This is a genomic window from Leptospira meyeri (genome assembly GCF_004368965.1).
GTDB lineage: Bacteria > Spirochaetota > Leptospiria > Leptospirales > Leptospiraceae > Leptospira_A > Leptospira_A meyeri.
Map to the genome: position 1 here is coordinate 410,318 of NZ_SORO01000001.1, position 22,459 is coordinate 432,776.

A 22,459-nucleotide genomic window follows, 5' to 3' on the forward strand; every position below is an offset into this window, starting at 1 on the left:
GGTAATTAGAATGGGATCAAAAGTTAAATGATCTGGTTTTCCTTTAAAAAAAAGAAAGGGAAATTAATAATTTCCGACGATGCCCGAAAAAGAATTTTTGAGGAATCAAATCAGTTGGGAAAACCGCAAATTTTATTAATAGAAATTAAAAGGAATCAAGAAGGTCTTGGCTCTGTATTTGTCGGGTTTAATGCTAAAAATTCCTCTGAAACAGGAGAAGTCCGTTTTGTCAACAAAGAAGATGAAACTCTCTTGTCTCATGGAGAACTGAAGTTTGAATCTGGAAAATTTTATTTTTATCCGAATATCGATTTAGAATGGAAAAATACAACTCGCCCCAACATACATAAATTAGTTGCTAATTATGAGTTTTCTAAGGAACCAATTTATTTAGAAGCAAAGGATTTCTTTCGTTTGCGGCCAATTTTGCACGAATGTTTTCATAGAGAAGGGGTTCAATCTCTTTATTTCAAAGGGAATCTTTGCCAGTTAGAAATTCCAAATTTTACCAAAGAAAAAGAGGAACAAATTTCAGAGGATCTTCTTACTTATCTTTCTTCTCTTTATTTGAGTCCGTGGAAAGAATGACACTGTCTCCAGTTGCCAATTCTTTTTCCCACCCGCGAACACTTGGTTTCACTGATGAAATGGATTTTCCAAGTTCCGTGATTTCACCTTGGAAGATTGGGTTTCCCTTTCTCTGGAATTCTAACTTTGAGTCTTTTTTTAATCCGTCATCTTTTCCAAGAGATACAATGACCTCATCTTTTTTGACCTTTAGTATTTTCCCTTCTTTGGGAAGTAAGTCTCTGATACGTTCACCAATCCTATGAATGACGGTTGGCAAACTATCTCTCCCTCTTTGGTTTGTGGACCAAGTAACAATATCACGTAAACTGTTTCTATCATAGACAGAGACATCAATGCGAATATCTCCGTCATTGATTTTATACTTTCCGTGAACTATATAACGTATTTTGGTCGCATTTTTTCTTCTTGAGTCTAGCAGATGTAAATTGTCAATCGCAAAGGGTAATGTTTGGGAAAAGGGATGGTAACTCATTTCTTTGAGTAATCCCCGAATATGTTTGAATTCATCTCCATCTACAACTCGTACCATTTGCATTTGTTTTAAATTGTAACGCAACGCTTCTGACAACAATCTTCCCGCCTGTAAATGATATGGAAATGGCAAACTTGATTCCATATCAAAAACATACACCTCTGGACTGTAACGTACGGTATTATCTAAAACTGCATTCGGATCGATTTGCAGATAACCTTCGCGAAACTCTAATGATTCTTTTAGATTTTTAATAGAAAATTCCAATTTGTTTTGAAGTTTGAAGGAGTTCGGATCTTCTTCTCTAAGTCTTAATAATAAGTTTGTATATTTGACTGATTCCCCTGTCTGGTTATAAAATTCCAAAAGTTCTTTTCTAATCACAGGAGTTTGTGGGCTCAGATCTCTAGCACGTTTTAGATGGAACAAAGAACTTTTATGGTATAACGAATGTTTTTCGGAGTAAAAACGGTCTCTCCTGTAATCACCTAATTCTCTTCTTAGTTTTGACTCTTCCTTTTCATTCGAAATTGTATATTCCTCCGCTTCAAATCTTAGGATTTCATCCAAATCATCTAATTGTAGAGCTCTTCGATAATGATATGTAGCAAATTTCGTTTCTCCTAACTCCCAGGCCAAATTGGCTTCAATGCTATGGTAAAGTTGGTTTTCTGGAAATTCTCTCGCTAATTCATAGATGGTTCTAAATGCTTTTCTTTTGACTTCCTTATCACCATTTAGATTGGATAAAATGATATCGTGGTAAACCGAATAAAAACGAGCATCTTCTCCTTTTGGATCTAGGTTTAAGGAATTCTGCAATGAGTCTTGAACTGAGGACAAAACCGCCTTTAATTGGTTAGGATAAAAGTAGTTTTGATACAAAAGAACTTTTGCTTTGAAAGCAAAACCCTCTGGATCATTTGGTTCCTTTTTGGAATAGGCATCGATTGCATTGTAAGAGTCTGTATAATTCTGCTTTGTAAAATACAATTCAGCTAACATACGTACCAAGTCGGAAGGCTCTTCTAATCGTTTAGACAAAGTGTTAATTTTGTAAATTGCCGAATCAAGTTTCCCTTGTTTTTGGAGAGATTTTGCTTCTGTAATTCGTAATGTTGTATTATTTGGGAATTCAACAAGCAATGGATCAATTAACTTTGATATCCCCAAAAAATCGGAATCAAGAAGGTATATTTCGCAAAGACCTGTGACTGCCGGAATATGTTTTGGTTCTCTATCCAAAATTTCCAGATAGAATTTTTTACTTTCGCGAAAAGCTCCCAATTGAAAACTACAATTAGCCACACCGAGTTTTGCATCAATTGAGTTGCGATTTTTTTGTAATGCAGATTGATAAAATTGAATCGCCTTGCGGCAGTTATGTTCGTTTTGATACCTGTTTCCTTCTGCAATATCTTCAAGAGTGGTTGATTCCGCAAATAGAACCGAAGCAAAAATTAAAACGCCAAACTTGAGGCTGTATCTGTAAAAGTATTTAACGAGGTTCTGGAACAAAGTATCCTCCTTCATCTCGACCTTTGACTCCTCGATGTTCCACACCAATGGCTAATTTGATATATCGATTGATGAGTTCAGGATTTGTGTCTGTTTTGTAAGACAATATATATCGGTAATCTATATGTGACTTCAGTTTTTTGTATAATTCCCGCTCTTCGCCCTCTCCATCAAGTACAATGTAGCGACCGTTCGTTGGTCCTGTCATATCCGACCATGAATCTTCGAAAGTATTGTTTGGATTTACTGTCAAAACATAAATTGGAATAGAATGTGCTTTCGAAAAGGCCACAATTCTAGATTTTTGGTATTGAAGGAAACTATCTTCTCTACTTTCTCCAGAAACCAGGTAAACTAACGCTTTCGGGCCAGTTTCAAGAGAAAGTTTTTGCAGGGCAGCGATACTGGCCTTCCCGAAATTGTATTTTTCTTCTGGGACGCTGTCTCTGATTTTTGCTAGGATATCACGGAGAGATACAGTTTCTGGTAAAATTAAATTGCTGTCTTTTCCCGCTCGATACAAAGCAATTTTATCTGTATCATGTAAGGAACGAAAGAAGGGGAAAAGACCATCTTCTAGCGCGAGTTTTCCTTTCTTCAAAACTTCGCTATTTTCATAGACCATGGCTACGCTTAATTTGTCGTTTAACTTGTTTTTGTTGGCCAAGGAGAACAAAGGGGTCATATTATCGTTTTCGAAAATCCGAAAACTCAATCGGTCAATTCCTACAATCTCTTTGCCAGCACGATTGCGGACACGTGTATATATGTGAATATCGGGAAAACCAGATGTATCTATCGATTCAATTTTTAAATCTAAGTTAGAGAGAAGATTGTTTTTTTGTGAAAAAATATCGATTCTGTGTTTTCCGAAATCAACAAAATAAAGACTCCCTGTGGAATCCATATTGGTAGCAAATGGGCGAAATAAAACTCGATACACTCCTTTTTTATCTCTAAACTTACTTAATTGTTTCCATTCACCATGTAACAATGAGTAGGTCCAGATGCCGGTCAACTCATCGGTAAGAAATATTTGGTTATCTAAAATACGAATGCTTCTAGGTTTTTTCCATTCTGGTTTTTGAATGATGTTTAATGTATTGCCATCACCATCTAAAACTAATACACGAATGTTCTCTTTATCAACTACATAGATCTTTCCATCGTGAATAGTAATCCCTGATGGATTTCCCAGTTTTGAATTACCAGATCCTTGGAATTCCAAAAGAAATTTCCCATTAGAATTAAATTTTTGAATTCTTGCATTTCCAGAATCTGCTACAAAGATATTTCCATTTGAATCAATATAAATAGAAGAGGGGCCACGAAACTGTCCTTGGCCTTTTCCTGATCCACCAAATGAAGAGATAAAACTTCCGGATAAATCAAAAAGTAAAACTTCATCTCGAGCAAAATCAGCCACATAAATTTTTTGGTTATGGTAGGCGAGAGAAACTGGCCGGTCTAGTTTTCTTGTTATCCCACCTCGCCAATTTGAGAGAGGAGTTCCTGCTGCATTGAATTTGATGATATTGGATGTATCGAATCCAGCAACATAGAAATTGCCATCTTCATCGAAGGTGATGTCCACAGGATTACGAAATCGATAACCTCGAATTGAATCTCCCTCGATCGTTTTAAAATAAACTTTCTCTTTGTCAGTGACTCCACCAGCAATGGCCAAACGTAAAGCTTCGATTTTATTTATAATGAGAAGATCAGTTTTTGCTTTTGTCGTCAAAATTTCTAATTCATCAAGTGCTTCTTCCCATTCACCTAGCAGATAGTAGTTGTTGGCAAGTTCCAGTCTGGCCAAATGAAAATCCTTTTTTAAATTGACAGCCTTCTGGAATCGTTCTTTGGCAGCAGAATACTCTCTTAAATTTTTATAAGTCAGTCCTCGTTTGAATTCTTCCTTGGCATTCTCTTCCCCCAAGGAAAAGTTGGGAAAGTCCAGAGGGAAAATTTGTGTGCTCACCAATAGAAAGAAAAAAGATAATAACTTTCTCAAAGACAGTCCCTCCAGCCCCAATCTAATGGGACATAATTTTCAAGTCAACCCCTTCCCTAGGATTTGGACCTTTAGTTTTCTCTTTATTCTCGACAGAATCTTAAATTTAGCCAGTATGGAATCCAAGTTATGTCTCCTGATCTCATAGAACGTGAAGTCCGTCGCCGAAAGACTTTTGCCATCATTGCTCACCCTGATGCGGGGAAAACAACGCTTACGGAAAAGCTCCTTCTTTACGGAGGTGCGATCCAGCTTGCCGGAGCAGTGAAAGCCAAAAAGGAAGGAAAGTCTGCCACTTCTGATTGGATGGCGATGGAAAAGGAAAGAGGGATCTCCATCACTTCTGCCGCACTTCAGTTTGAATACAAAGACAATATTTTAAATCTCTTAGACACTCCCGGTCACGAAGATTTTTCTGAGGATACATACCGCACCCTGATGGCTGCCGATACCGCCGTGATGGTTCTTGATGCGGGTAAGGGGGTAGAACCCCAAACCATTAAACTTTTCCGGGTTTGTCGAGACCGAGGAATTCCCATCATCACTTTCATCAACAAGATGGATCGTCCGACTAAGGATCTTTATGCGCTCCTGGATGAAATTGAAAAAGTTCTTGGAATCAAGGCAGTCCCTGATGTTTGGCCTCTTGGAACCGGTTTTGATTTCAAAGGGGTTTATGACTTAAGGGATCAACAGTTGTATCTTTTTGACCGGACTCCTGGTGGAAAACAAAAGGCTGTATTTCGTATGGCTGGTCCTAATGATCCAAGTTTGGATGAACAATTTGATTCCGAAATTGTAACTGCGTTTCGCGAGCAAATTGATCTTGTAGAAAATGGCATTGGAAAGGTTGATAAAAATTCATTTTTACTGGGGAAGGAAACACCCGTATACTTTGGTTCGGCTGTCAATAACTTTGGGATAGAACTCTTTTTAAATAAATTTTTAGAATTAGCCCCAGGGCCTGATCATATCCCGCTTAGGGATGGAAATTATTTAGATCCAATCAATGCTCCTTTTAGTGCCTTTGTATTTAAGGTGCAGGCAAACATGAATAAGGCACACAGAGATAGAATTGCCTTTTTACGAATTTGTTCTGGAGTTTTTGAACGAGGACTCAACGTAAATCACAACCGACTGGATAAACCAGTTAAACTTTCTTCGAGTTTTGCATTTTTTGGACAAGATAGAAACACGGTTGATACTGCTTATCCAGGGGACATCATCGGACTTGTGAATCCAGGGACGTATAAAATTGGAGATGTATTATCAACAGGGAATACTCCACCGCTTCGTCCACTCCCAAGTTTTGCGCCTGAACTATTTGCCACCATTTCTTGTAAGGACACATTACAACTCAAATCCTTTAAGAAGGGTCTTGACCAGTTAGCAGAGGAAGGAATCCTCCATCTCTTCACCTCACGAACCATTGGTGGTGGAGTCCCGATCATTGGTGCTATGGGTAAACTCCAATTTGAAGTATTCCAACGACGATTAAAAGATGAATATGGAGCCGATACTTCCATTCATATCTTGCCTTACGGAATTTCCCGTTGGGTAAAAAAAGAAGATAGACCAAAGATCCCATCGAATGCAGGACTCGTGGAAGATTTATTTGGGAATATGGCTCTTCTTTTTGATACAGAATGGGATATGAATTATTTTCACAAAAATAACGAAGGGATTGAGCTCTTAGAGAATCCTCCGCTCGAAGAATGATCTAAATCACTTCTATTCCAATCCAGGTGATATCATCTAGGAATGGGATTCCTTCTGAATAGGATCGTATTTTTAGTTCTAATTCTTGTTTTACGAGGGACATATGTTTGTCCCTCACTGAAGAAAAAAAATCTTTTAATTCTTTTTCCCCCAGTTTCTCTTGTTTAGAATTTTCGACATCTTTTAGTCCATCTGTGAAAAGATAAAAACGATCCCCTTTTTGTATGGAGAATTCTAATATTTTGGGCTCCATCTTTGGGAGCATTCCAAACATGGGATTTAATTTTTCGGGACAACTTATCTTATTTCCAGAGAAGTATAACATCCCAGGATGGCCTGCGTTTCCATACAAAACTGTGTTTTGATTAAAATCAAATAATAAGAACAAAAAAGGTACAAAAGCATACGGGTCTGGAAAATTATTGGATACGCCTTCGTTCATTTTTTTTAGAATTTGTTTCGGGTCCGATTCTGTTTTGACAATTTGATGAAAGAGGACACGTAAAACTGTCATCATCATAGCCGCTTTAACACCATGTCCAATCACATCACCAAGAGCAAAGATCGACCGGTTGTTCCCCAAATCAATATAGTCATAATAGTCACCACCTACTTGAATCAGCGGTTTGTATAATACTTCGTAGTCTAAATTGGGTAAAATGATAATTCGATTGGGAAGATATTTTTTTTGTAAATCTTTAGCATATTCCATTTCCTTTTCGAACTCTAAACGTTTTTTCGTTACATTCTGGACAAGGACTAAGGCTCCACTTGCAAATCGATACTTTTGTTCTAAAAACCAAAGTTGGTATGTAAACTCTAATAAATATACAGAACCATCTTCCGAATAAAAATCAGATTCTTCTTTTCTAAGTTTGTTCTGATCCAAATGCAAATTGGACTCATCTTTTAAAAATAAATTAACTTCTTTTTCAATCCATTCTTTGACGGACAGTTGATCTCGAAATAAATTCGTAACCGAAAGCTTCGATTCAATTTCTTGATTCTCTAATAAAATTTTTCCTTTTGCATCGTACAGAATAGCTGCATGAGGATACTCTTGTAAAAGTAGTTTTAATTTTTGTTTTGATTCAATTTCTCTAAGAGAAATTGCTATAGAAAAAACAAAGGATAAAAAAAGTAAGGAAATTAATATGGCTATATTCCTTTTTAGAGAATCTTTAATCGGAATTAAGACTAAGTCTTTTGGACTAACAATGAATAAATGAATTGGAAGCCCGTACATTGGATAACTAACCACAAAATAATCTAAGTTATCTTTTTTCGTTTCCCGAAGGGAAGGCAGATTGGAATCAGTTTGAAGAGAAGATTTTACATCTGATTTCCAAAAATCAGAAACTAAAAATTCATCTTCGATAAATCCTGAAATTCCAAAATCTCCTTGTGAACCGAGTAAAAACAAACCCTCATTCGGATCACTAAAGGGTGAATCGAGTAATGCTTCTTCTAAAAACTCGGCAGAGTGGACAGAAACTTTTGTACCATCTAAAACGAAAAGATAGGATTTTTTTTCAGATCCCCAATCACATTGTAACAACGTAATTTCTTCTAAATGAAAAATGTCTCTAGGAGTAGGATTACAGTGGCTTATAATTTCTGGAAGTTCTGCGATTGAAATCATGCCCATGTTTTTTTTTTCAGAGATATCTCGATTAATTTGTTCTCTGATTTGGTTTTCTAAATCAATTGCCAGGAGTTGAATTCGGATGAGTTGGAATCTTTGGTTCCAATCCAAAGCTTCTTTGTATCTGGAATGAACCATCGAAGACACGAGAATAAAATAGGGTAAAATTAAAAAAGCGATGATTGAAATAAATAATTTAAGAAAAGATTTTGTTTTGATTACATATAAAAAATGTTCATAAAGTTCCCGGACTCTATTTACAGAAAACACGGGTTAGTTTCCCTTTTTCGTGTGTATGATTTTGATTTTTTGCGGAACTTCTTCGTTTCCCAACTTGTCTATGGCGGAAATTTCTAAATCCAAATCCTCTAAACAAGAATGAATCACATTTGCCCAAGAAGTTTGATTTTCCCAGAGATACCATTCAGTGGGAGATTTTTTTCCACAAACGCTACGAAATCGAATGGAGTCCAATCCTGAACCTGTATCGGTAGATAGGAGTTCTAAATTGGATTTGGGTCCTACGAAATAGTGAGTTGATTTTCTGAAAGGAAGGGATGACCAATGAAATTCTGTCTTTGGAGGTGTTTTGTCCACACTAAATTCCCAGACTTGCATAGAATCTGAAACTCCTAGTTCATTGGTGACTTGGTATTCTAGTTTATAGTTCCCATCACTAGAGAATGTCAGTTCTGGTTGTTTTGTAACCACCCAGGGTCCTCCATTGACTCGATAACGAACAAAGGTTTTCATCGGTTGGCTTAAGATTGGCTTTACTTGGATTTTATTTTCTGTTAGATAAAATTGATTGTTTCCCTTTCCTTTTTGAATGGGAACCAAAACATTTGTTGTCGTTGGTTTTGTGACTATGATTTTCGTAGGCTCTTTGGGTTTTGGTTTTCCAAACGAATTCACTGCATACAATTCCGTCCAAAATCCACGCACTTGGCGTTTTGCCACGGCGCGAATTCGAAAGTATTCATAACCATTTGGGATATGAAGTTGAATTTTGCCCGGATTTGCAAGCACTCGAAAGGGGATCTCTAAATCGAAGTTAGGTGCTTTCCATAATTCAAATTCATACTGGATGATATCCTCTCTTTCTGGTTCGAGAGTGAACTTGATTGTTTTTGATTCTGAAAAAATAGGAAAAAAGAATCCTATACTAAAAAAAACGAACCAAAATAGGAAAGACTTGAAACGGCTGAAAAAATTCATTCTTCTTTTGGTTCGGGAGGGTCCGGGAGACTGAACGGTTTTAGCGGAGCTTTGCCTTTTTCGACAAAGGTAGCAAATCCAGAAGGAACGTTTACTGTTACATTTTGTGCGGTGACTGCCACAAGTCCTTCATAACAACTCAAAGTTGTATTTCCAGAAGGATCTACCTCAGTTAGAAAATCAGTTCCTCGAACTTCCGAAACTGCAGAATCAGTTTTTAATAAAAACATCCTTTGGTTTGTTGATGGTTTTTTCTGAATGATCGATCTCATTCTTCCTTTGCGAAGATAAAGTTCATCAGGTTCTGTATCTGATTTACCTTTTTCCATAATCACATGGCTGTTTTCTGTGATTTCAAACTTAGACCCTGATAACAAAAGAAATTGTGCTTCTGAATCTTTAAAGGTTCGTACTTCATCTTTTGCATACAATCCCTCACCCAATGTTGCTCCAGTCCAGTCGGAGCTTTTCCTAGAAACTTTTAAAACTTCTGTTTTTCCTGTATATCTTTGGAGGTCTGCTAAAGGTTTTTTTCCTAAACTTTGGGGAATCCATAATTTCATTCCGGGAATAATAAGATTGGGATTATCAATTTGATTGGATTTCAGTAGTTCTTTCCATTTTCTTGGATCATCCAAATAAGTTTTGGAAATGATACTCAGTGTCTGTCCTTTTTCTACGATGATGGTGATTCCGTCACCTTCTGGAGGTTGGGTGATTTGTTTGGGTTCAGACGTAAGTGAACTTGAAGTTAAATTCGATAGGATAATGAATACAAATAAAAAATTAGCGAGAATGAACTGGTTCAGTTTACAAATAAAAAAGGTGGAAGTTTCCCTCCACCTTTTCCTTCGATATAAATTATTAATGATGAGGAAATTTTGAAAATTCATACAATCCTCATCATTAGACTTGTTAGTCGATGTTTTCGGCAACTAATTCCGCAATGTCTTTAACTTTTACAGAATCAATTTTTTCAGCGGCTTTTACACCGTCTGTAATCATTGTGATACAGAATGGGCAAGCAGTTGCGATAGTAGTTGCACCGGTATCCAAAAGTTGTCCAGTACGTTTGCTATTCACACGTGTACTTTCTGGGTTGGATTCATCCACATGTTCTTCCATCCAGTACTGTGCTCCACCTGCACCACAACAAAGCCCTTTGGAGTGATGGTCTACGGCTTCTTCGATTTTACCACCGGATACTTTTTTCACAACATCTCGCGGGTTATCGTAATTGTTGTTATAACGACCGATATAACAAGAGTCGTGGTAAGTATACTTTCCTGTGTTGGCATCATCAGCCACTTTCACATCAATTTTACCATCTTTTGAAAGTTGGTTGATGTACTCCGAGTGGTGGATGACTTCGAAGTTTCCACCAAATTGTGGGTATTCGTTTTTGATTGTATTGTAACAATGTGGACAAGCGGTTACGATTTTTTTAATTCCGTAACCATTGATTGTGTCTACGTTGGTTTGTGCTAATGTTTGGTAGAGATATTCGTTACCACCGCGGCGAGCCGAGTCTCCCGAACATCCTTCTTCGGTTCCAAGGATACCAAAGTTTACTTCAGCCTTTTGCATGATTTTTACGAAATCACGAGAGATCTTTTTGTTTCTTTCATCAAAAGCACCCGCACATCCTACCCAATAGAGTACGTCCACGTTTTTGTCTTCTGCTTCAGAAAGAACTTTAACACCAAGACCTTCTGCCCAATCAGCTCTTGTATGTGCTCCCACACCCCAAGGATTGGAATTGTTTTCCATATTAGTGAAGGCCTTTTGAAGTTCTGGACTCATTTTTGATTCGGCAAGAACTAAGTGACGACGCATTTCAATGATGGCATTTACTTGGTTGTTGCCTACAGGGCAGGCTTCCACACACGCATAACAAGTTGTACAGCCCCAAAGTGCTTCTTCACTTAAACCTTCGTGTGAGTTAATGACCCCTGTTTCTAAAGCAGCTACTGCTTCCGCTGCTTCTTCAGGAGTTTTACCAGCACGTGCAGCTGCTACTTCTGGCATTTTCTCTAACATTTGGTGTTTGAGTTCTACAATGATTGCTTTCGGGTTTAGAACTTTTCCTGTGCGATTGGCAGGACATTCTACCTGGCAACGTCCACATTCGATACAAGACATACCATCAAGTAGGTTTGGCCAAGGAAAGTCTTCTACACGATTGGATCCCCAAACTGCATTTTCATCATCTAAATTGAGTTTAGAAAGTTGTCCTTTCGGAGTGTCTGTCGCAAGGAAATAGTTAAACGGAGCAAAAATTAAGTGGGCATGTTTGGATGTAGGAACATACAACATAAAAGCAAACACGGTAAGGATATGACCCCACCACATGATTTGGAATACTGTATCAGCTGAAGAATTAGCAACGCCAATCGATTCCCAAACGGATCCGATACCTCCATCTATGAGACCTGCATGTGTAAAGTAAGTTGCCGCAACCGTTTTAGCACCATTACCAAGTAAGGTGGTAACCATAAGGGTTGCAATCATACTGATCACAATCGCAGAAGCAGGAGAGTGAACATCAAGACCTTTTGCTTTTTTGATCCAACGTCTCCAAGCAAAGAAACCAAGACCAGTGAGTACAAGAATGGAAACATAGTTTACAGCTTGTTCATAGATATGATTTGCGGATTCGCCCAAAAGAAATTCAGGAAGAGCAAATTTATAAGGATCTTCCATGACATATCCAAATACACCAGCAACCATTTGGCTAGTTGTATGGATGGTATACACAAGAAATCCGTAGAAAACAAAGGCATGCATAATTCCACGCACTGGTTCCCGGAAATTTTTCTTTTGTAGGACAACGTTTATTAAAAAACTTTTGAGACGAAATCCAATATTTAGGTTCTTTTTCGCATCTTCATTGAAGAAAGCAGGACGACCATTGAAGATCAGTCCTAGCCTGTAAAGGATGGCGCGGACAAAGACTATGTTTGCCACGACGAAAAATGCTGTGAATAATAGGTGAAAGAGTATTCTTCCGATATCCATTTATGTTTATGCCCTTAAGGTGTTTGGTATTTCCTAGGATTTGTATAGAAAAATGAATGTCCAGGAAAATTCGGTTTTTACAGGGATCTGTCAGCAGATTTCCTGTCCAAGTAGGTAGAGATTATGAACTTAGACTCGTTTTCATTTAGCCCAAATGACCCCGCAGATACTGTCCTTTTGAACGCTGTCCAAGGCAAACGGATCTCTCCCGCAGAGGCTCTCCTCCTTTACAAGAGTGGGGACTTTCTAAAAATCCAAATGGCGGCACGGTTTCTCCGCGAAAAAATTCGCCCGCATACAGAAGCCAGTTACACAATGTTCCGAGTGGTGAACTATACCAATTATTGCAATGTGGAATGCAGTTTTTGTTCCTTTATGGACGAGATTGGGAACGGAAAAGGTTATGTTCTCTCCAAAGAAGAAATCCTGCAAAAAATGGATTACGCGGTGGAAGAAGGGGCTGACCAAATGTTCCTCCAAGGTGGGGTTTATCCCGATTTGCCTTTTGATTATTATTTAGATGTGATTCGGACGGTAAAAACAAAATACCCCAAGATGCATATCCGCGCTTTTTCACCAGTGGAAGTGATCAATTTAGAAACCATCACGGGCAAACCACTCCGCGAAGTATTACTCATTTTAAAAGAAGCCGGTCTTGATTCGGTTCCAGGGGCTGGGGCAGAAATTCTCACAGAGAGAATGCGCCAAATCATTTCTCCTAAAAAAGCCACTGTATCGGAATGGGTAAGAGCAATGGAAACCTGTCACGAAGTAGGGCTTCTTGGATCGGCAAATGTCGTTTTTGGATCGGAAGAAACAGAAGAAGAGGTGATCGAACACTTATCTGTGGTTCGAGACCTCCAGGACAGGACCGGTGGTTTTTTATCTTTTATTCCTTGGACCTTCCAACCACAAACCAAAAGGTGCAAAGTAAGACCCGTTCCTACTCATGAATACTTGAAGGTTCTTGGGATTTCCCGGATCTTCCTCGACAATATCAAACACATTGAAACATCCGTTATGGTTCTTGGAAAAGGTGTGGGACAATTGGCTCTCTATTCCGGGGCAGATGATATTTCTTCTGTTGTCATTGAAGAAAATGTACTTCGTTCCTTTGGACTAAAAACAGAAAAGGAAGCTCGTAAGTTTTTAAGAGAAGGGGGATTCCAACCCATCCGAAGGAATTTACTGTACGAAGAAGAATACGAAGGCAATCGAGCAGAAGTGGAGTGAATTTTTTTATCCAAGTTTGTATCGAAGTTTTTTTCGGTTAAGGTTCTCACCAAAGATCAGCGAGTAAAAAAAAAGACGGGCTTTCACCCATCTTGGAAGTTTTACACCTTATCCGTTATGGACATAAACTGAGAATCAGTCTCAATATCAATGGTTATGATTTCTGCAATCCTTGTCGATCATTTTTTTATGATTCGATGAGTGTGATTCGGTTTCTTCCCTCATTTTTTGAGGTATAGAGAGCCGTGTCAATTTTGTGGTAGAGTTCATCAAAACTAGGATCGTCTTCTGGGCGAAAGAGTGTGGCCCCAATGGATACCGTTAGGGTAAGGGATTCGCCAGGTTGGTTATGAATGGGAATTTGCAAACGTTCCAATTTCTCGCGGATGGATTCGGCAAGAACCTGCAAACCTTCTCTGTCAATGGGAGAGACAAGCAAACAAAATTCATCTCCACCAATTCGCGCCGCAATGTCTGTGATCCTTGTTCTGGACTTTACCGTTTTCGCAAAAGCCTGGATGGCAAGGTCGCCTTGTTTGTGACCGTATTTATCATTGATTGCCTTTAACCGGTCCAAATCCAAAATCACAAGCCCAATGATAAACCCTTCTCGGTTGGATCTTTTTTTATAGAGATCGAACTGCTCTAACAGATGGCGTCTGTTAAATAGTTCAGTCATCGAATCCACCCGAGAGAGATCTTCTATTTTTTGATTGATCCGAAGTAGTTTTCCTACAGTGATCCGTAATCTTGCCTTTACTCTATATTCTTCAAATCGCCAGTAGTTGATGAGGAGGTTTGCAACAAATCCAAAAGCGAGTAAAAAGGAAACAATCAGCACATCTTGATAAAAGACAAAACGATCAAAACCCTGGATTCGCGAAAAGTTTAAATGTAAGGGAATGAATACAGCAATGTAAAGAGTGGAAAGAAGTAGAATCCGGAAAGGTTCAATCCAAAGAAGAATCGAAGCACTGGCGATGACAATGGCAGAGCCAAACAGATAATAGGCATGGTTTGGTTTGTCATACACCATCATGGGTATATAGAGTAAAATGAGACCAATGAGGACAAGACTTGTAATTCCGTAGATATGTCGTTGGTAAAGTTTAACCCTTTTTTTTCCAAAGAGATAGACAAAAAAACAAATGGCAAGAGAAGAGATTCTAAAAAAGGCAATCCAGAAACTTGCTTCTTTGGTTCGCACGAGAGAATCGACAAACAGAAGAGAGATGATCGAAGTAAAGGCCGTCATCACGCTAAAAATCTGAAGGGAAGATCCTATATCCGAAATATTTGTAGCAGTGAAACTAGGATGGTAGGTTCGTAAAAACATTTTACGAAAAACAAAAAAATATCTTTTGAATGTATGCCTACGCATGTAAGAACCAGAACTAACGATACCGAAAATCTAAGATCTGTAAACCATTTCCTTGGTTAGAAAATGATTACCTTTCTTTGGGATTTGGCAAGAACTTCTGGAATGGTCAGTCCATCACTTCCCAAAGACCGTATTCTTTCTCCATTGGAATAAAGGACAACTCCTTTGATTCCAAAATTTCCGATCATAGTGAATGAAATTTGGTCGAGTCTGTCTTTTAAGATTTCCATACTCCCTCCATAATGAATATCTTCCGAAATCGAGAGGTGGAGGATTCCATTTTCCAAACGGTAGTTGGGATCCATTCTGACTCTTTTGGACAAAGCAGAAAGAACCCCTTTTCCTTTTTCTTCTGGATTTGGTCCTTTGGTTAATTCTTGGAATAAAAAAGGAATCGGATCTCCACCCGGAAATTCCCGGGTGAGTTTAACTAGTTGGGATTGGCTATTTTTGCCGGTTCCATAAAATTTTAGAAAGTAAACCGGTAAGTAACCTGCATCCACTTGCAGGCGTTTGCCGGTGCCAGGAAACCTATCTTCGGGAAGGGTGATTTCTGGAATAGTTTCATCCACTAATTTTGTCTGAGGTTTTTGTTTTGATTCGGAATCAGGAAAGGTTTGTATCAAAACTTCTTCCTCCCAATTCAAATCATCTTCCCAATTTTCTTTGGTAAATGGATCAGAGGGTTCTGCAAATTTTGCCTTATCTTGCGACTTACCGATATTGCGGAATCCTTGTTTGGGAAGAAAACTTCCAGTGGCTTTCGGATCAAAGCCCATTGACTTTTCAATGAGGACTAGTACAAGAAAAATCCCGCCTATTAGATAGCGTAAAGATTTCCATTTGTCTTCTTGGATTTGGGGATGTACCGCCACACTATCAATGTCGGAAAAGTCGAGAATTTGGAATTTAAAAAAAATCTTTCAAAGTAGGTAAATCATCGAATTTCCAATCGAAATCGGGAATTTCTCCGGGAAGGCCATGACCAAAGGTGCAGAAGCCAAAGGGGCATCCATTCTCTCTTGCCGCTTCCCAGTCACTATATCTGTCTCCAATCATCGCAATGGCACTTGGTTCTAAATTGTATTTGCGAACATACTCCGCAAGGATCTCACCTTTGCTATGGATGGTGTCTTGGTTGATCACGACAATTGGTTCGAAGTATTGTAAGACTCCTGCTGTATCCAAAACGGTTTCGATATAAGCTTTTCTTCCGTTGGAGGCACAAGTGATGGTATATCCCTTTTCTTTGAGATAATGGATGGTAGAGCCGACACCTGCATAAAAATCTCCACCGCCACTCCTAATAGCGTCGCAGAGAAGGTCTAGAACCCTTCCAGAAATAATATCTCGTTCGGATTCAGGAAGGTTTGGTAATAGGTTTTTAAAGATGGTACGAACCGGTTTCCCAATTTCATTCATAATCTGGTCATGACTCGGCAAGGACGTGATTTTTCCCGTCTTCTGTGCAAACTCTTCGATTGCCTGCACGTAGGTCTTAAAGATTATGGATTCTGAGGAAAATAAGGTCCCATCGACATCGAAGGCGACCATGCGGATTTCCCCCAGGCGGTTTTCTTGCATTACCACCAGAAAAGAATTTGGCGGTCTCTTGGCAAGTAAGGAATTGGAAGTTATGCTCGTGCAAAGCAGTTTATCAGAAGTTCTTAAGGCGCGCGAAGAATTGTATTCTCGGACAAATTGGACGGATCACACCTCGCAGTTACAAAATCGAGTGAAAGGGGAAGACTTATCTCTGTATTTTGTCCTGACCGAATCTGAAATCATAGGAATTAAAGAGACCATCCGTTTGCATGTCTCTACCACTCCGTATTACCTTTCTTTGTCAAGTCCCGATGATCCGAATTGTCCCATTCGAAAGATGATTGTTCCCAGATCAGAAGAGGCGGTCCTTTCGTCAGAAGAAAGTTCCGATCCTCTGGATGAAGAAAGGCTAAGCCCTGTTCGTGGGCTGACCCATATGTATCCCAATCGGGTACTTTTATTTTCCAATCATTCTTGTAGTGTGTACTGCCGTCATTGTATGCGGGGTCGAAAAGTATCTTCCAATGAAGAAAGAATGGAAAAAGGGGATTTGGAAAAGGCATTTGAATACATACGAAACCATCCTGAAATAGAAGATGTAGTCATCAGCGGTGGAGATCCTCTTAACTTAGCCGATGCCAGAATCGAGTGGATTCTTTCTGAGTTAAACTCCATCCCTCACGTAAAAATTTGTCGTTTGGGTACAAGAAACCCTGTTACTTTGCCATTTCGGATCACAGAGGCCTTGTGCAAAATCATAGAAACTTATAATAATGACAAACTTTCCATATTTTGTAATACGCAGTTCAATCATCCCAAAGAATGCACCAAAGAATCCAAAGAAGCAATCCTTCGGTTACTAAAAGCAGGTGTTTCTGTCGGGAATCAGTCAGTACTTTTAAAGGACATCAATGATGATGAAGAGACTATGCTTAGCCTTCATAAAAAACTTCTGGAAATGCGTGTTCGTGCTTATTATCTATATGACCCGGAACTGATCCCAGGTTCTAGGGGTTTTCGAACTCCACTTGCCCGTGGGATAGAAATTGTAGAATACATGAGAGGTAAAATTGGAGGGATGGGGATTCCCCAATTTGTAAATGACCTTCCTGGTGGAGGCGGTAAAATTACCATTGCACCTAACTGGTATTTGGGGTATATTCCGAAAACCCGCCAACATGTATTTCGATCGGCAGTCACCAAAAAAATCCATCTATCCTTCGAACCTGTAGATTCCACCAAAGAATCCTATTACCCTGTTCTCAGTGAAGCTGATTTGGAGAAACTGGGATTATGAAAGGCACTGTGATCCTCGCTTGTGATGTTTATGATCCGAATATTCCCGAATTTTCTCAGGAATGGGAATCGGAAGAAACCATACAAAAGATGGAACAAACCATCCTGGATTTAGGTTATGATGTAGCGGTTTTATCAAATCCATCAGAGATAACTTCCGTTCTCAGTACCATTCCTTTTGAAGAGAGAAAACACTGGATCGTTTGGAATCTTGTGGAAGGATACCGGTCCCCAAACAGAGAAGCCTATATACCGGCGTTATGCGAATATTTGGCCGTTCCCCATACGGGAAGTTCTGCGACTGTCCAAACCTTAACGTTGGATAAATACAAAACAAATCTCTTTTTAAAATCTTTTGGAATTCCCGTAGCTGATTCTTGGCTTGTCGAAGATAAAAACCAAACACCGCCGGGAAACCTTCCCTTATTCATCAAACCAAATGGAGAGGGTTCGAGTCTAGGTATTAACGAAAAAAATCTAATTCAGAATGATACCGATTGGGGGAATGTTTTGCCCGCATTGGTTGAAAAATTCCATTCCGTCATTGCGGAATCCTACCTCTCGGGTAGGGAGCTGACGATCGCAGTACTTGGAAACAAGGGTGAGTATACTGCCACAGACCCTGCCTTTGTTGACTATCCGGGACTTGTTTACAGTGATCTTGTTAAATCCAAAGAAAACTTTGTTGAATCATTGGATTTTTCTGTGCCCAAAGACTTGTCTGAGTCCCTGCAAACCTATGCAGTGAAAATTGCGAGTCTCCTGGGAAGTTCCGGTTATATTAGGATCGATTTTAAATTGGAAAAAGAATTACCCTATCTTTTGGAAGTGAACGCAACACCGGGTTTTTCTTCTATATATTCCACCTTGCCATTGTTATGGGAAATAAGTGGAAGGTCTTACTCTGAATTGTTAAGTTATGTTTTGGATTTAGGGTTTCAGGAATACAAACACCATCATCGTTATCAATATGCAAAGGATAAAAACCTATGAACATCGTGGAAACTTTAAAAAAGGATGTAGAATCTCATCCCATCCTTAGATCAAAATGGTTGTTGGAACGAAGTGCCTCAATGAGTTTTAACGACTTAATTTTATGGTTAAGCCAAGAATACTTTGTATCGATTGGCTTTGTGGACTGGTTTTTGTTAGTAGCTGCCAAAACAAGAGATCAAAAGGCAAAAATTGTTCTTGTGGAAAATATTTGGGGAGAACTCGGAGAAGGAAAAATTGCAGACACTCATGTTTCGATTCTCATTGAGTTTTTAACAAAACTAAACTTTGATTTTACAAATCATAAAATTTTGCCAGAAACAAAAACCTATTTGGAAAAAATGGAGTCCATCATTGCAAAAGGATTTTTTTATGGGCTTGGGGCACTCGGGCCGGCAAATGAATACCTTTTGAAATTAGAATACTCGCAGATCTCTGAAGCATATAAAAAACTGAAAACAGAAATGGCACTTCCAGAAGGTAAATTTTTCCAAGTAAATTTGGAAGCGGATGAAGGCCATAGCCAACGTATGTTTGAACTGATTGAAGAAACTGCAATCACAGACGAAGCAAAGAACCAAGTGATCGAAGGAAATTTACTTGCTCTGATGGCAAGGGAAGATTTTTACAAAGGACTCTCTCGTTTGGATGAGGAACACCTTACGAAAGTTTAGTTCGAAAACGTTTCAAAAAAAGCATTATCCCCATTCCGAAAAATGGGACTAGGGGCAAATACAAAAGGAAACTGAAGTATTTGTATTTGTCCATTTTCCAAAAAAGTTGCCTTACAGCAAAGAACCCTGGATACCGATTTCCAGATTCGATGAGTTGCACTTCCCCCGCACATAAGGTTTTGTTTAGTTGTTTGTGAAGGGACTGAAGTTCTTCGTCTGTGAGCTTATGAAAGGAAATAATGGCAACTTGATCTTTTGTTTTTTCTCGAATGGATTTTGCCAAGCGGGTACAAAATTCACAGTTTCCATCATAGACTAAGACTGAATTTTTAGATAACATAGGTATTGGATTACTTCGGATAAAAATCTTCCGGTTGTGACTTTAATATTTGGATAGTAGCAGGAATGAGTGATTGGCTGAGTCCCAACCAATAATAATACCAACTTTCATCCTTTTCAATCCCTTGTGCGACAGACATATACCATTTGTTGATATTATTGTCTGGTTTGCTTCGCCAAAACAGTGGTCGGCAGTGTTCTAAGATTTGGTCCCAAATATCGCGACCTACACCTGCACCTCTTGCCACACCGTTCACTGCAAATTTAGAAAGTAAATACCCATGTTCAGTTTTTTGCATCCAAGCGCAGGCTCTGTACGACTCTTCTAAAAATAAAACATCAAATTTAGTTTTGTAAAATTCTGGTTTTAATGGTTTGCCAAAAGATTCTTCAATGAGTTGGAATACTCTTGGCATATCGACGTCCTCAGTAGAATGACAAACCTTGATTTTGTTTTTTCGCTTAACAAGAGTTCCACTTCCTTTTACGGTAAAAAGTTCGGTGAGTAGAGTGAATGGGGAAGTGAGAACAATGCTAAATTTTGGATCTTCTATTTTTGCCAATAAGTCTTCCGAAAGTTGGATGAACTCCTCCTGTGACCGAGAAAGTGTCATCCCTTCCGGAAGAGACAAATGTGAATCACTTTGTAAGATTGATTTTACCTTACTCGTATTTGGGTCTTTTAGTGGACCATCTATCGAAACATAAATGACCTTTGAAGAATGGAGGATAGAACGACAACGGTCAATAAGTGCGGAAAGTTTTTCCTTTTCATCATCCCAAAGTAAAATCGGGATTTTTTTCTGACCGATACTTTTTGTGACTTCTTCTTTTAGAGGTTGGTTTCGATCCACCACTTGGTAGGAGAAACCAAGACTTCTTTCGCCATCTGCATTCACTTGTTCCAGTGGGAAAAAAACTTTTAAGTATTGGAAACTATCTATTTCCAAAATGACAAAGGGAAAAAGATCCAGTTGGTAGAGTAGTTTTAGGTCTGAAAATAAGGCTTCCGAACTATCAAAAATGGTTTCCGAATCCGCATAAAGAATCGCAAACGATTCCGGAGATAAAGATTGGAATTCTTTTAAGAAAAGAAGTCCATCTCTTGGATCTCTTGTGATTTCAAAGACCCGACTGAGTACGTCTTTGGAATTCATTTCCCCCCTCTGATCTCATAATCAACAATCTTTGCTTTTAGGTTGGCATGTTTCAAACTTAAATGTGTGTTTTCTTTGAGTCCAAATTTTCCAAGCAGAGAAAAATCCCCCGAAAGAACGGTAAACTTCCAACCGCCAAACTCGTTTTTAATGACCTTTCCAAATTGAAAGTACATTTCCTTTAGGTCTTCCATTGGTTTTCCAATCCGATCCCCATAAGGTGGATTGGTAACCACGTGACCTTTGTCTCCAAATTTGTTTTTGAGATCCAAACAGTTTCCGACTTCAAACGTAACAAAGTCTTCAACACCCGCCTCATAAGCATTTTCTTTTGCGATGCGAACTGCTTCCGGGTCTAGATCAAATCCAAAAAGATGAGGGGAATTTGGTTTTTCCATTTTTCTTTCGGAAAACACATACGTCGGAAATAGAATTTGGAATACAGGAGATTCCGCAAAAAGGAAACGATTGATTTCGCCATACAAACGTTCTCTTAATGCGGCTTCGATAAGGATGGTTCCTGAACCGCACATGGGATCTACTAAGGTATTTCCTTCTTTCCAACCGGAGACTTCGAGCATTGCTTGTGCAATGGGTTCCCTCACGGGAGCATTTCCTGCAAAGAGCCTATATCCGCGCCTTCCCACGGGATCTCCCGAAAGGGAAATTTCAATGCTAAAGCGGTCTGTATGAGATCTCACAACGATGGTAATGTCTGCCATTCGTTTTTCAATTTCGGGGAGAGGGACTTTTTTACTCCGCAAACGATCGAGGACTGCATCTTTTGTTCGATGCATGGTGAATTCAGAATTCTTTAATTTATCTTTGGTCTCAGCATCAATTCGAAAACTAACATCCGGGCCAATGTATTTTTCCCAAGGGAGTTCGTTTGCTTTGGCATAAAATTCATCGTAAGTTTCTGCATTATCATGTAGCAACTGTAAGTTGATTCGTGAAGCAAACTTGGTATGAACCGCAAACTTTATGACATCTTCTTTTTTGCCGGAAAAAAAAACGCCACCTCTGTTAGAACTAGTGATTTTAAGATGAAACGATTTTAATTCGGATTCCAAAAGCGGAGAGAGTCCCTCTCCGCAAATGGCATGGTAAGTGGGGTGAGTAGGTTTTATTCCGAGTCTCCTAATTTTTGAGCCAAGTAGTTAGGGAGGCTTATCGAATCGATAATGGATTTTTGTGTTTCAATCCAATCAATATGTTCTTCTTCAGAAACTAGGATTTTTTCGAAAAGTTCTCTTGTTCCATTGTCTTTGGCTGCTACACAGATATCAATGCCACGGTTAAGTCTTTCTACCGCATTGTATTCTAGCTGTAAGTCATGATCCAACATCTCGGGAACCGTTTGGCCAACATTGATTTTTAGATACTTTTGTAGGTCAGGAGTTCCATCAAAAAATAGAATCCTTTCGATGATTTCATCTGCATGTTTCATCTCTTCAATGGACTCTTTTCTGAGGTATTCAGCAAGTTCCAAATACCCCCAATTTTTACAGACTTTTGCATGAATAAAATACTGATTGATGGCTGTGAGTTCTGCCGCTAGAACTTCCGCTAAAATGTCGATTACTTCTTTTTTTCCCTTCATATGGGTAGCCTCATTTTCTCTCTTCAAATGGAAAGATAATTGG

At 38.9% G+C, this 22,459-nt stretch carries 19 protein-coding genes; 6 read left to right on the forward strand and 13 right to left on the reverse strand.

Annotation, left to right across the window (positions count from 1 at the left end):
- The first annotated feature begins 114 nt into the window (after positions 1 to 114).
- Entirely contained in the window at positions 115 to 588 is a 474-nt protein-coding gene (locus tag CLV96_RS01945; RefSeq protein ID WP_243836386.1) for a hypothetical protein, read from the forward strand.
- On the opposite strand, the gene CLV96_RS01950 is transcribed toward CLV96_RS01945, so the two are convergent.
- Entirely contained in the window at positions 545 to 2,581 is a 2,037-nt protein-coding gene (locus CLV96_RS01950) for a tetratricopeptide repeat protein (protein WP_004789143.1), read from the reverse strand. The genes CLV96_RS01945 and CLV96_RS01950 overlap by 44 nt on opposite strands.
- On the reverse strand, positions 2,562 to 4,595 hold the full coding sequence (locus CLV96_RS01955) for a 6-bladed beta-propeller (protein WP_004788931.1): 2,034 nt from the start codon (positions 4,593 to 4,595) through the stop codon (positions 2,562 to 2,564). The genes CLV96_RS01950 and CLV96_RS01955 overlap by 20 nt, the downstream gene beginning before the upstream one ends.
- 129 nt (positions 4,596 to 4,724) lie before the next feature.
- Here CLV96_RS01955 and CLV96_RS01960 point away from each other — a divergent pair, with 129 nt between their 5' ends.
- Positions 4,725 to 6,314, forward strand: a complete 1,590-nt coding sequence (locus tag CLV96_RS01960) for a peptide chain release factor 3 (RefSeq protein WP_004788710.1) — start codon at positions 4,725 to 4,727, stop codon at positions 6,312 to 6,314.
- Between the two features lies 1 nt (position 6,315).
- Here the strand turns inward: CLV96_RS01960 and CLV96_RS01965 are convergent, their stop codons facing one another.
- The 4 genes from CLV96_RS01965 to CLV96_RS01980 are packed head-to-tail and all read right to left on the reverse strand — an operon-like array spanning position 6,316 to position 12,195.
- The gene (locus CLV96_RS01965) at positions 6,316 to 8,229 is read right to left on the reverse strand and encodes a PP2C family protein-serine/threonine phosphatase (protein WP_004788623.1); all 1,914 of its coding nucleotides are present in this window, start codon (positions 8,227 to 8,229) and stop codon (positions 6,316 to 6,318) included.
- 3 nt (positions 8,230 to 8,232) lie between these two features.
- A complete protein-coding gene (locus tag CLV96_RS01970; RefSeq protein WP_004788499.1) occupies positions 8,233 to 9,177 on the reverse strand; it encodes an LBF_2017 N-terminal domain-containing protein in 945 nt (314 codons plus the stop codon).
- Positions 9,174 to 10,070 (reverse strand): FecR family protein, encoded by an 897-nt coding sequence (locus tag CLV96_RS01975; protein WP_004789163.1) that lies wholly within the window; start codon positions 10,068 to 10,070, stop codon positions 9,174 to 9,176. The genes CLV96_RS01970 and CLV96_RS01975 overlap by 4 nt, the downstream gene beginning before the upstream one ends.
- A gap of 22 nt (positions 10,071 to 10,092) precedes the next feature.
- Complete coding sequence (locus CLV96_RS01980; protein WP_040917666.1) at positions 10,093 to 12,195, reverse strand: (Fe-S)-binding protein; 2,103 nt, start codon at positions 12,193 to 12,195, stop codon at positions 10,093 to 10,095.
- Positions 12,196 to 12,318: 123 nt separating this feature from the next.
- On the opposite strand from CLV96_RS01980, the gene mqnC reads away from it, so the two are divergent.
- The gene (gene mqnC / locus CLV96_RS01985; protein WP_004788970.1) at positions 12,319 to 13,428 is read left to right on the forward strand and encodes a cyclic dehypoxanthinyl futalosine synthase; all 1,110 of its coding nucleotides are present in this window, start codon (positions 12,319 to 12,321) and stop codon (positions 13,426 to 13,428) included.
- A gap of 187 nt (positions 13,429 to 13,615) precedes the next feature.
- Here the strand turns inward: mqnC and CLV96_RS01990 are convergent, their stop codons facing one another.
- The 3 genes from CLV96_RS01990 to CLV96_RS02000 form a co-directional block, all read right to left on the reverse strand.
- Positions 13,616 to 14,764: a GGDEF domain-containing protein gene (locus CLV96_RS01990; RefSeq protein WP_231292583.1), complete on the reverse strand. Its 1,149-nt coding sequence runs from the start codon at positions 14,762 to 14,764 to the stop codon at positions 13,616 to 13,618.
- Between the two features lie 101 nt (positions 14,765 to 14,865).
- Entirely contained in the window at positions 14,866 to 15,684 is an 819-nt protein-coding gene (locus tag CLV96_RS01995; RefSeq protein ID WP_004788967.1) for a GerMN domain-containing protein, read from the reverse strand.
- Positions 15,685 to 15,718: 34 nt separating this feature from the next.
- Positions 15,719 to 16,363, reverse strand: a complete 645-nt coding sequence (locus tag CLV96_RS02000; protein WP_004788500.1) for an HAD family hydrolase — start codon at positions 16,361 to 16,363, stop codon at positions 15,719 to 15,721.
- A gap of 82 nt (positions 16,364 to 16,445) precedes the next feature.
- Between CLV96_RS02000 and CLV96_RS02005 the strand changes: the two genes are divergently transcribed.
- From CLV96_RS02005 to CLV96_RS02015, 3 genes are read left to right on the forward strand one after another with little or no spacing between them, the layout of a single operon-like run.
- Positions 16,446 to 17,651, forward strand: coding sequence for a KamA family radical SAM protein (locus CLV96_RS02005; protein ID WP_004788773.1), 1,206 nt, complete (start codon positions 16,446 to 16,448; stop codon positions 17,649 to 17,651).
- Positions 17,648 to 18,643, forward strand: a complete 996-nt coding sequence (locus tag CLV96_RS02010; protein WP_004789136.1) for a D-alanine--D-alanine ligase family protein — start codon at positions 17,648 to 17,650, stop codon at positions 18,641 to 18,643. Before CLV96_RS02005 ends, CLV96_RS02010 begins: the two co-directional genes overlap by 4 nt.
- A complete protein-coding gene (locus CLV96_RS02015; protein WP_004788798.1) occupies positions 18,640 to 19,317 on the forward strand; it encodes an iron-containing redox enzyme family protein in 678 nt (225 codons plus the stop codon). Before CLV96_RS02010 ends, CLV96_RS02015 begins: the two co-directional genes overlap by 4 nt.
- Here CLV96_RS02015 and CLV96_RS02020 read toward each other — a convergent pair.
- From CLV96_RS02020 to bfr, 4 genes are read right to left on the reverse strand one after another with little or no spacing between them, the layout of a single operon-like run.
- Positions 19,304 to 19,657: a DCC1-like thiol-disulfide oxidoreductase family protein gene (locus CLV96_RS02020; RefSeq protein WP_020777577.1), complete on the reverse strand. Its 354-nt coding sequence runs from the start codon at positions 19,655 to 19,657 to the stop codon at positions 19,304 to 19,306. The two genes, CLV96_RS02015 and CLV96_RS02020, sit on opposite strands and share 14 nt — an antisense overlap.
- 10 nt (positions 19,658 to 19,667) lie before the next feature.
- On the reverse strand, positions 19,668 to 20,813 hold the full coding sequence (locus CLV96_RS02025) for an acetylglutamate kinase (RefSeq protein WP_004788713.1): 1,146 nt from the start codon (positions 20,811 to 20,813) through the stop codon (positions 19,668 to 19,670).
- A complete protein-coding gene (locus tag CLV96_RS02030; RefSeq protein ID WP_414534292.1) occupies positions 20,810 to 21,958 on the reverse strand; it encodes a THUMP domain-containing class I SAM-dependent RNA methyltransferase in 1,149 nt (382 codons plus the stop codon). The genes CLV96_RS02025 and CLV96_RS02030 overlap by 4 nt, the downstream gene beginning before the upstream one ends.
- The gene (gene bfr, locus CLV96_RS02035) at positions 21,940 to 22,416 is read right to left on the reverse strand and encodes a bacterioferritin (protein ID WP_004789070.1); all 477 of its coding nucleotides are present in this window, start codon (positions 22,414 to 22,416) and stop codon (positions 21,940 to 21,942) included. The genes CLV96_RS02030 and bfr overlap by 19 nt, the downstream gene beginning before the upstream one ends.
- Positions 22,417 to 22,459 lie beyond the last annotated feature (43 nt).

Bases quoted from the DNA above. Each gene is read 5' to 3' on its own strand.
- CLV96_RS01960 (WP_004788710.1), top strand. From the start codon at position 4,725: ATGTCTCCTGATCTCATAGAACGTGAAGTCCGTCGCCGAAAGACTTTT.
- CLV96_RS01970 (WP_004788499.1), bottom strand. From the start codon at position 9,177: ATGAATTTTTTCAGCCGTTTCAAGTCTTTCCTATTTTGGTTCGTTTTT.
- CLV96_RS01975 (WP_004789163.1), bottom strand. From the start codon at position 10,070: ATGAATTTTCAAAATTTCCTCATCATTAATAATTTATATCGAAGGAAA.
- CLV96_RS01980 (WP_040917666.1), bottom strand. From the start codon at position 12,195: ATGGATATCGGAAGAATACTCTTTCACCTATTATTCACAGCATTTTTC.
- mqnC (WP_004788970.1), top strand. From the start codon at position 12,319: ATGAACTTAGACTCGTTTTCATTTAGCCCAAATGACCCCGCAGATACT.
- CLV96_RS01990 (WP_231292583.1), bottom strand. From the start codon at position 14,764: ATGTTTTTACGAACCTACCATCCTAGTTTCACTGCTACAAATATTTCG.
- CLV96_RS02000 (WP_004788500.1), bottom strand. From the start codon at position 16,363: ATGGTCGCCTTCGATGTCGATGGGACCTTATTTTCCTCAGAATCCATA.
- CLV96_RS02005 (WP_004788773.1), top strand. From the start codon at position 16,446: ATGCTCGTGCAAAGCAGTTTATCAGAAGTTCTTAAGGCGCGCGAAGAA.
- CLV96_RS02010 (WP_004789136.1), top strand. From the start codon at position 17,648: ATGAAAGGCACTGTGATCCTCGCTTGTGATGTTTATGATCCGAATATT.
- CLV96_RS02015 (WP_004788798.1), top strand. From the start codon at position 18,640: ATGAACATCGTGGAAACTTTAAAAAAGGATGTAGAATCTCATCCCATC.
- CLV96_RS02020 (WP_020777577.1), bottom strand. From the start codon at position 19,657: ATGTTATCTAAAAATTCAGTCTTAGTCTATGATGGAAACTGTGAATTT.
- CLV96_RS02025 (WP_004788713.1), bottom strand. From the start codon at position 20,813: ATGAATTCCAAAGACGTACTCAGTCGGGTCTTTGAAATCACAAGAGAT.
- bfr (WP_004789070.1), bottom strand. From the start codon at position 22,416: ATGAAGGGAAAAAAAGAAGTAATCGACATTTTAGCGGAAGTTCTAGCG.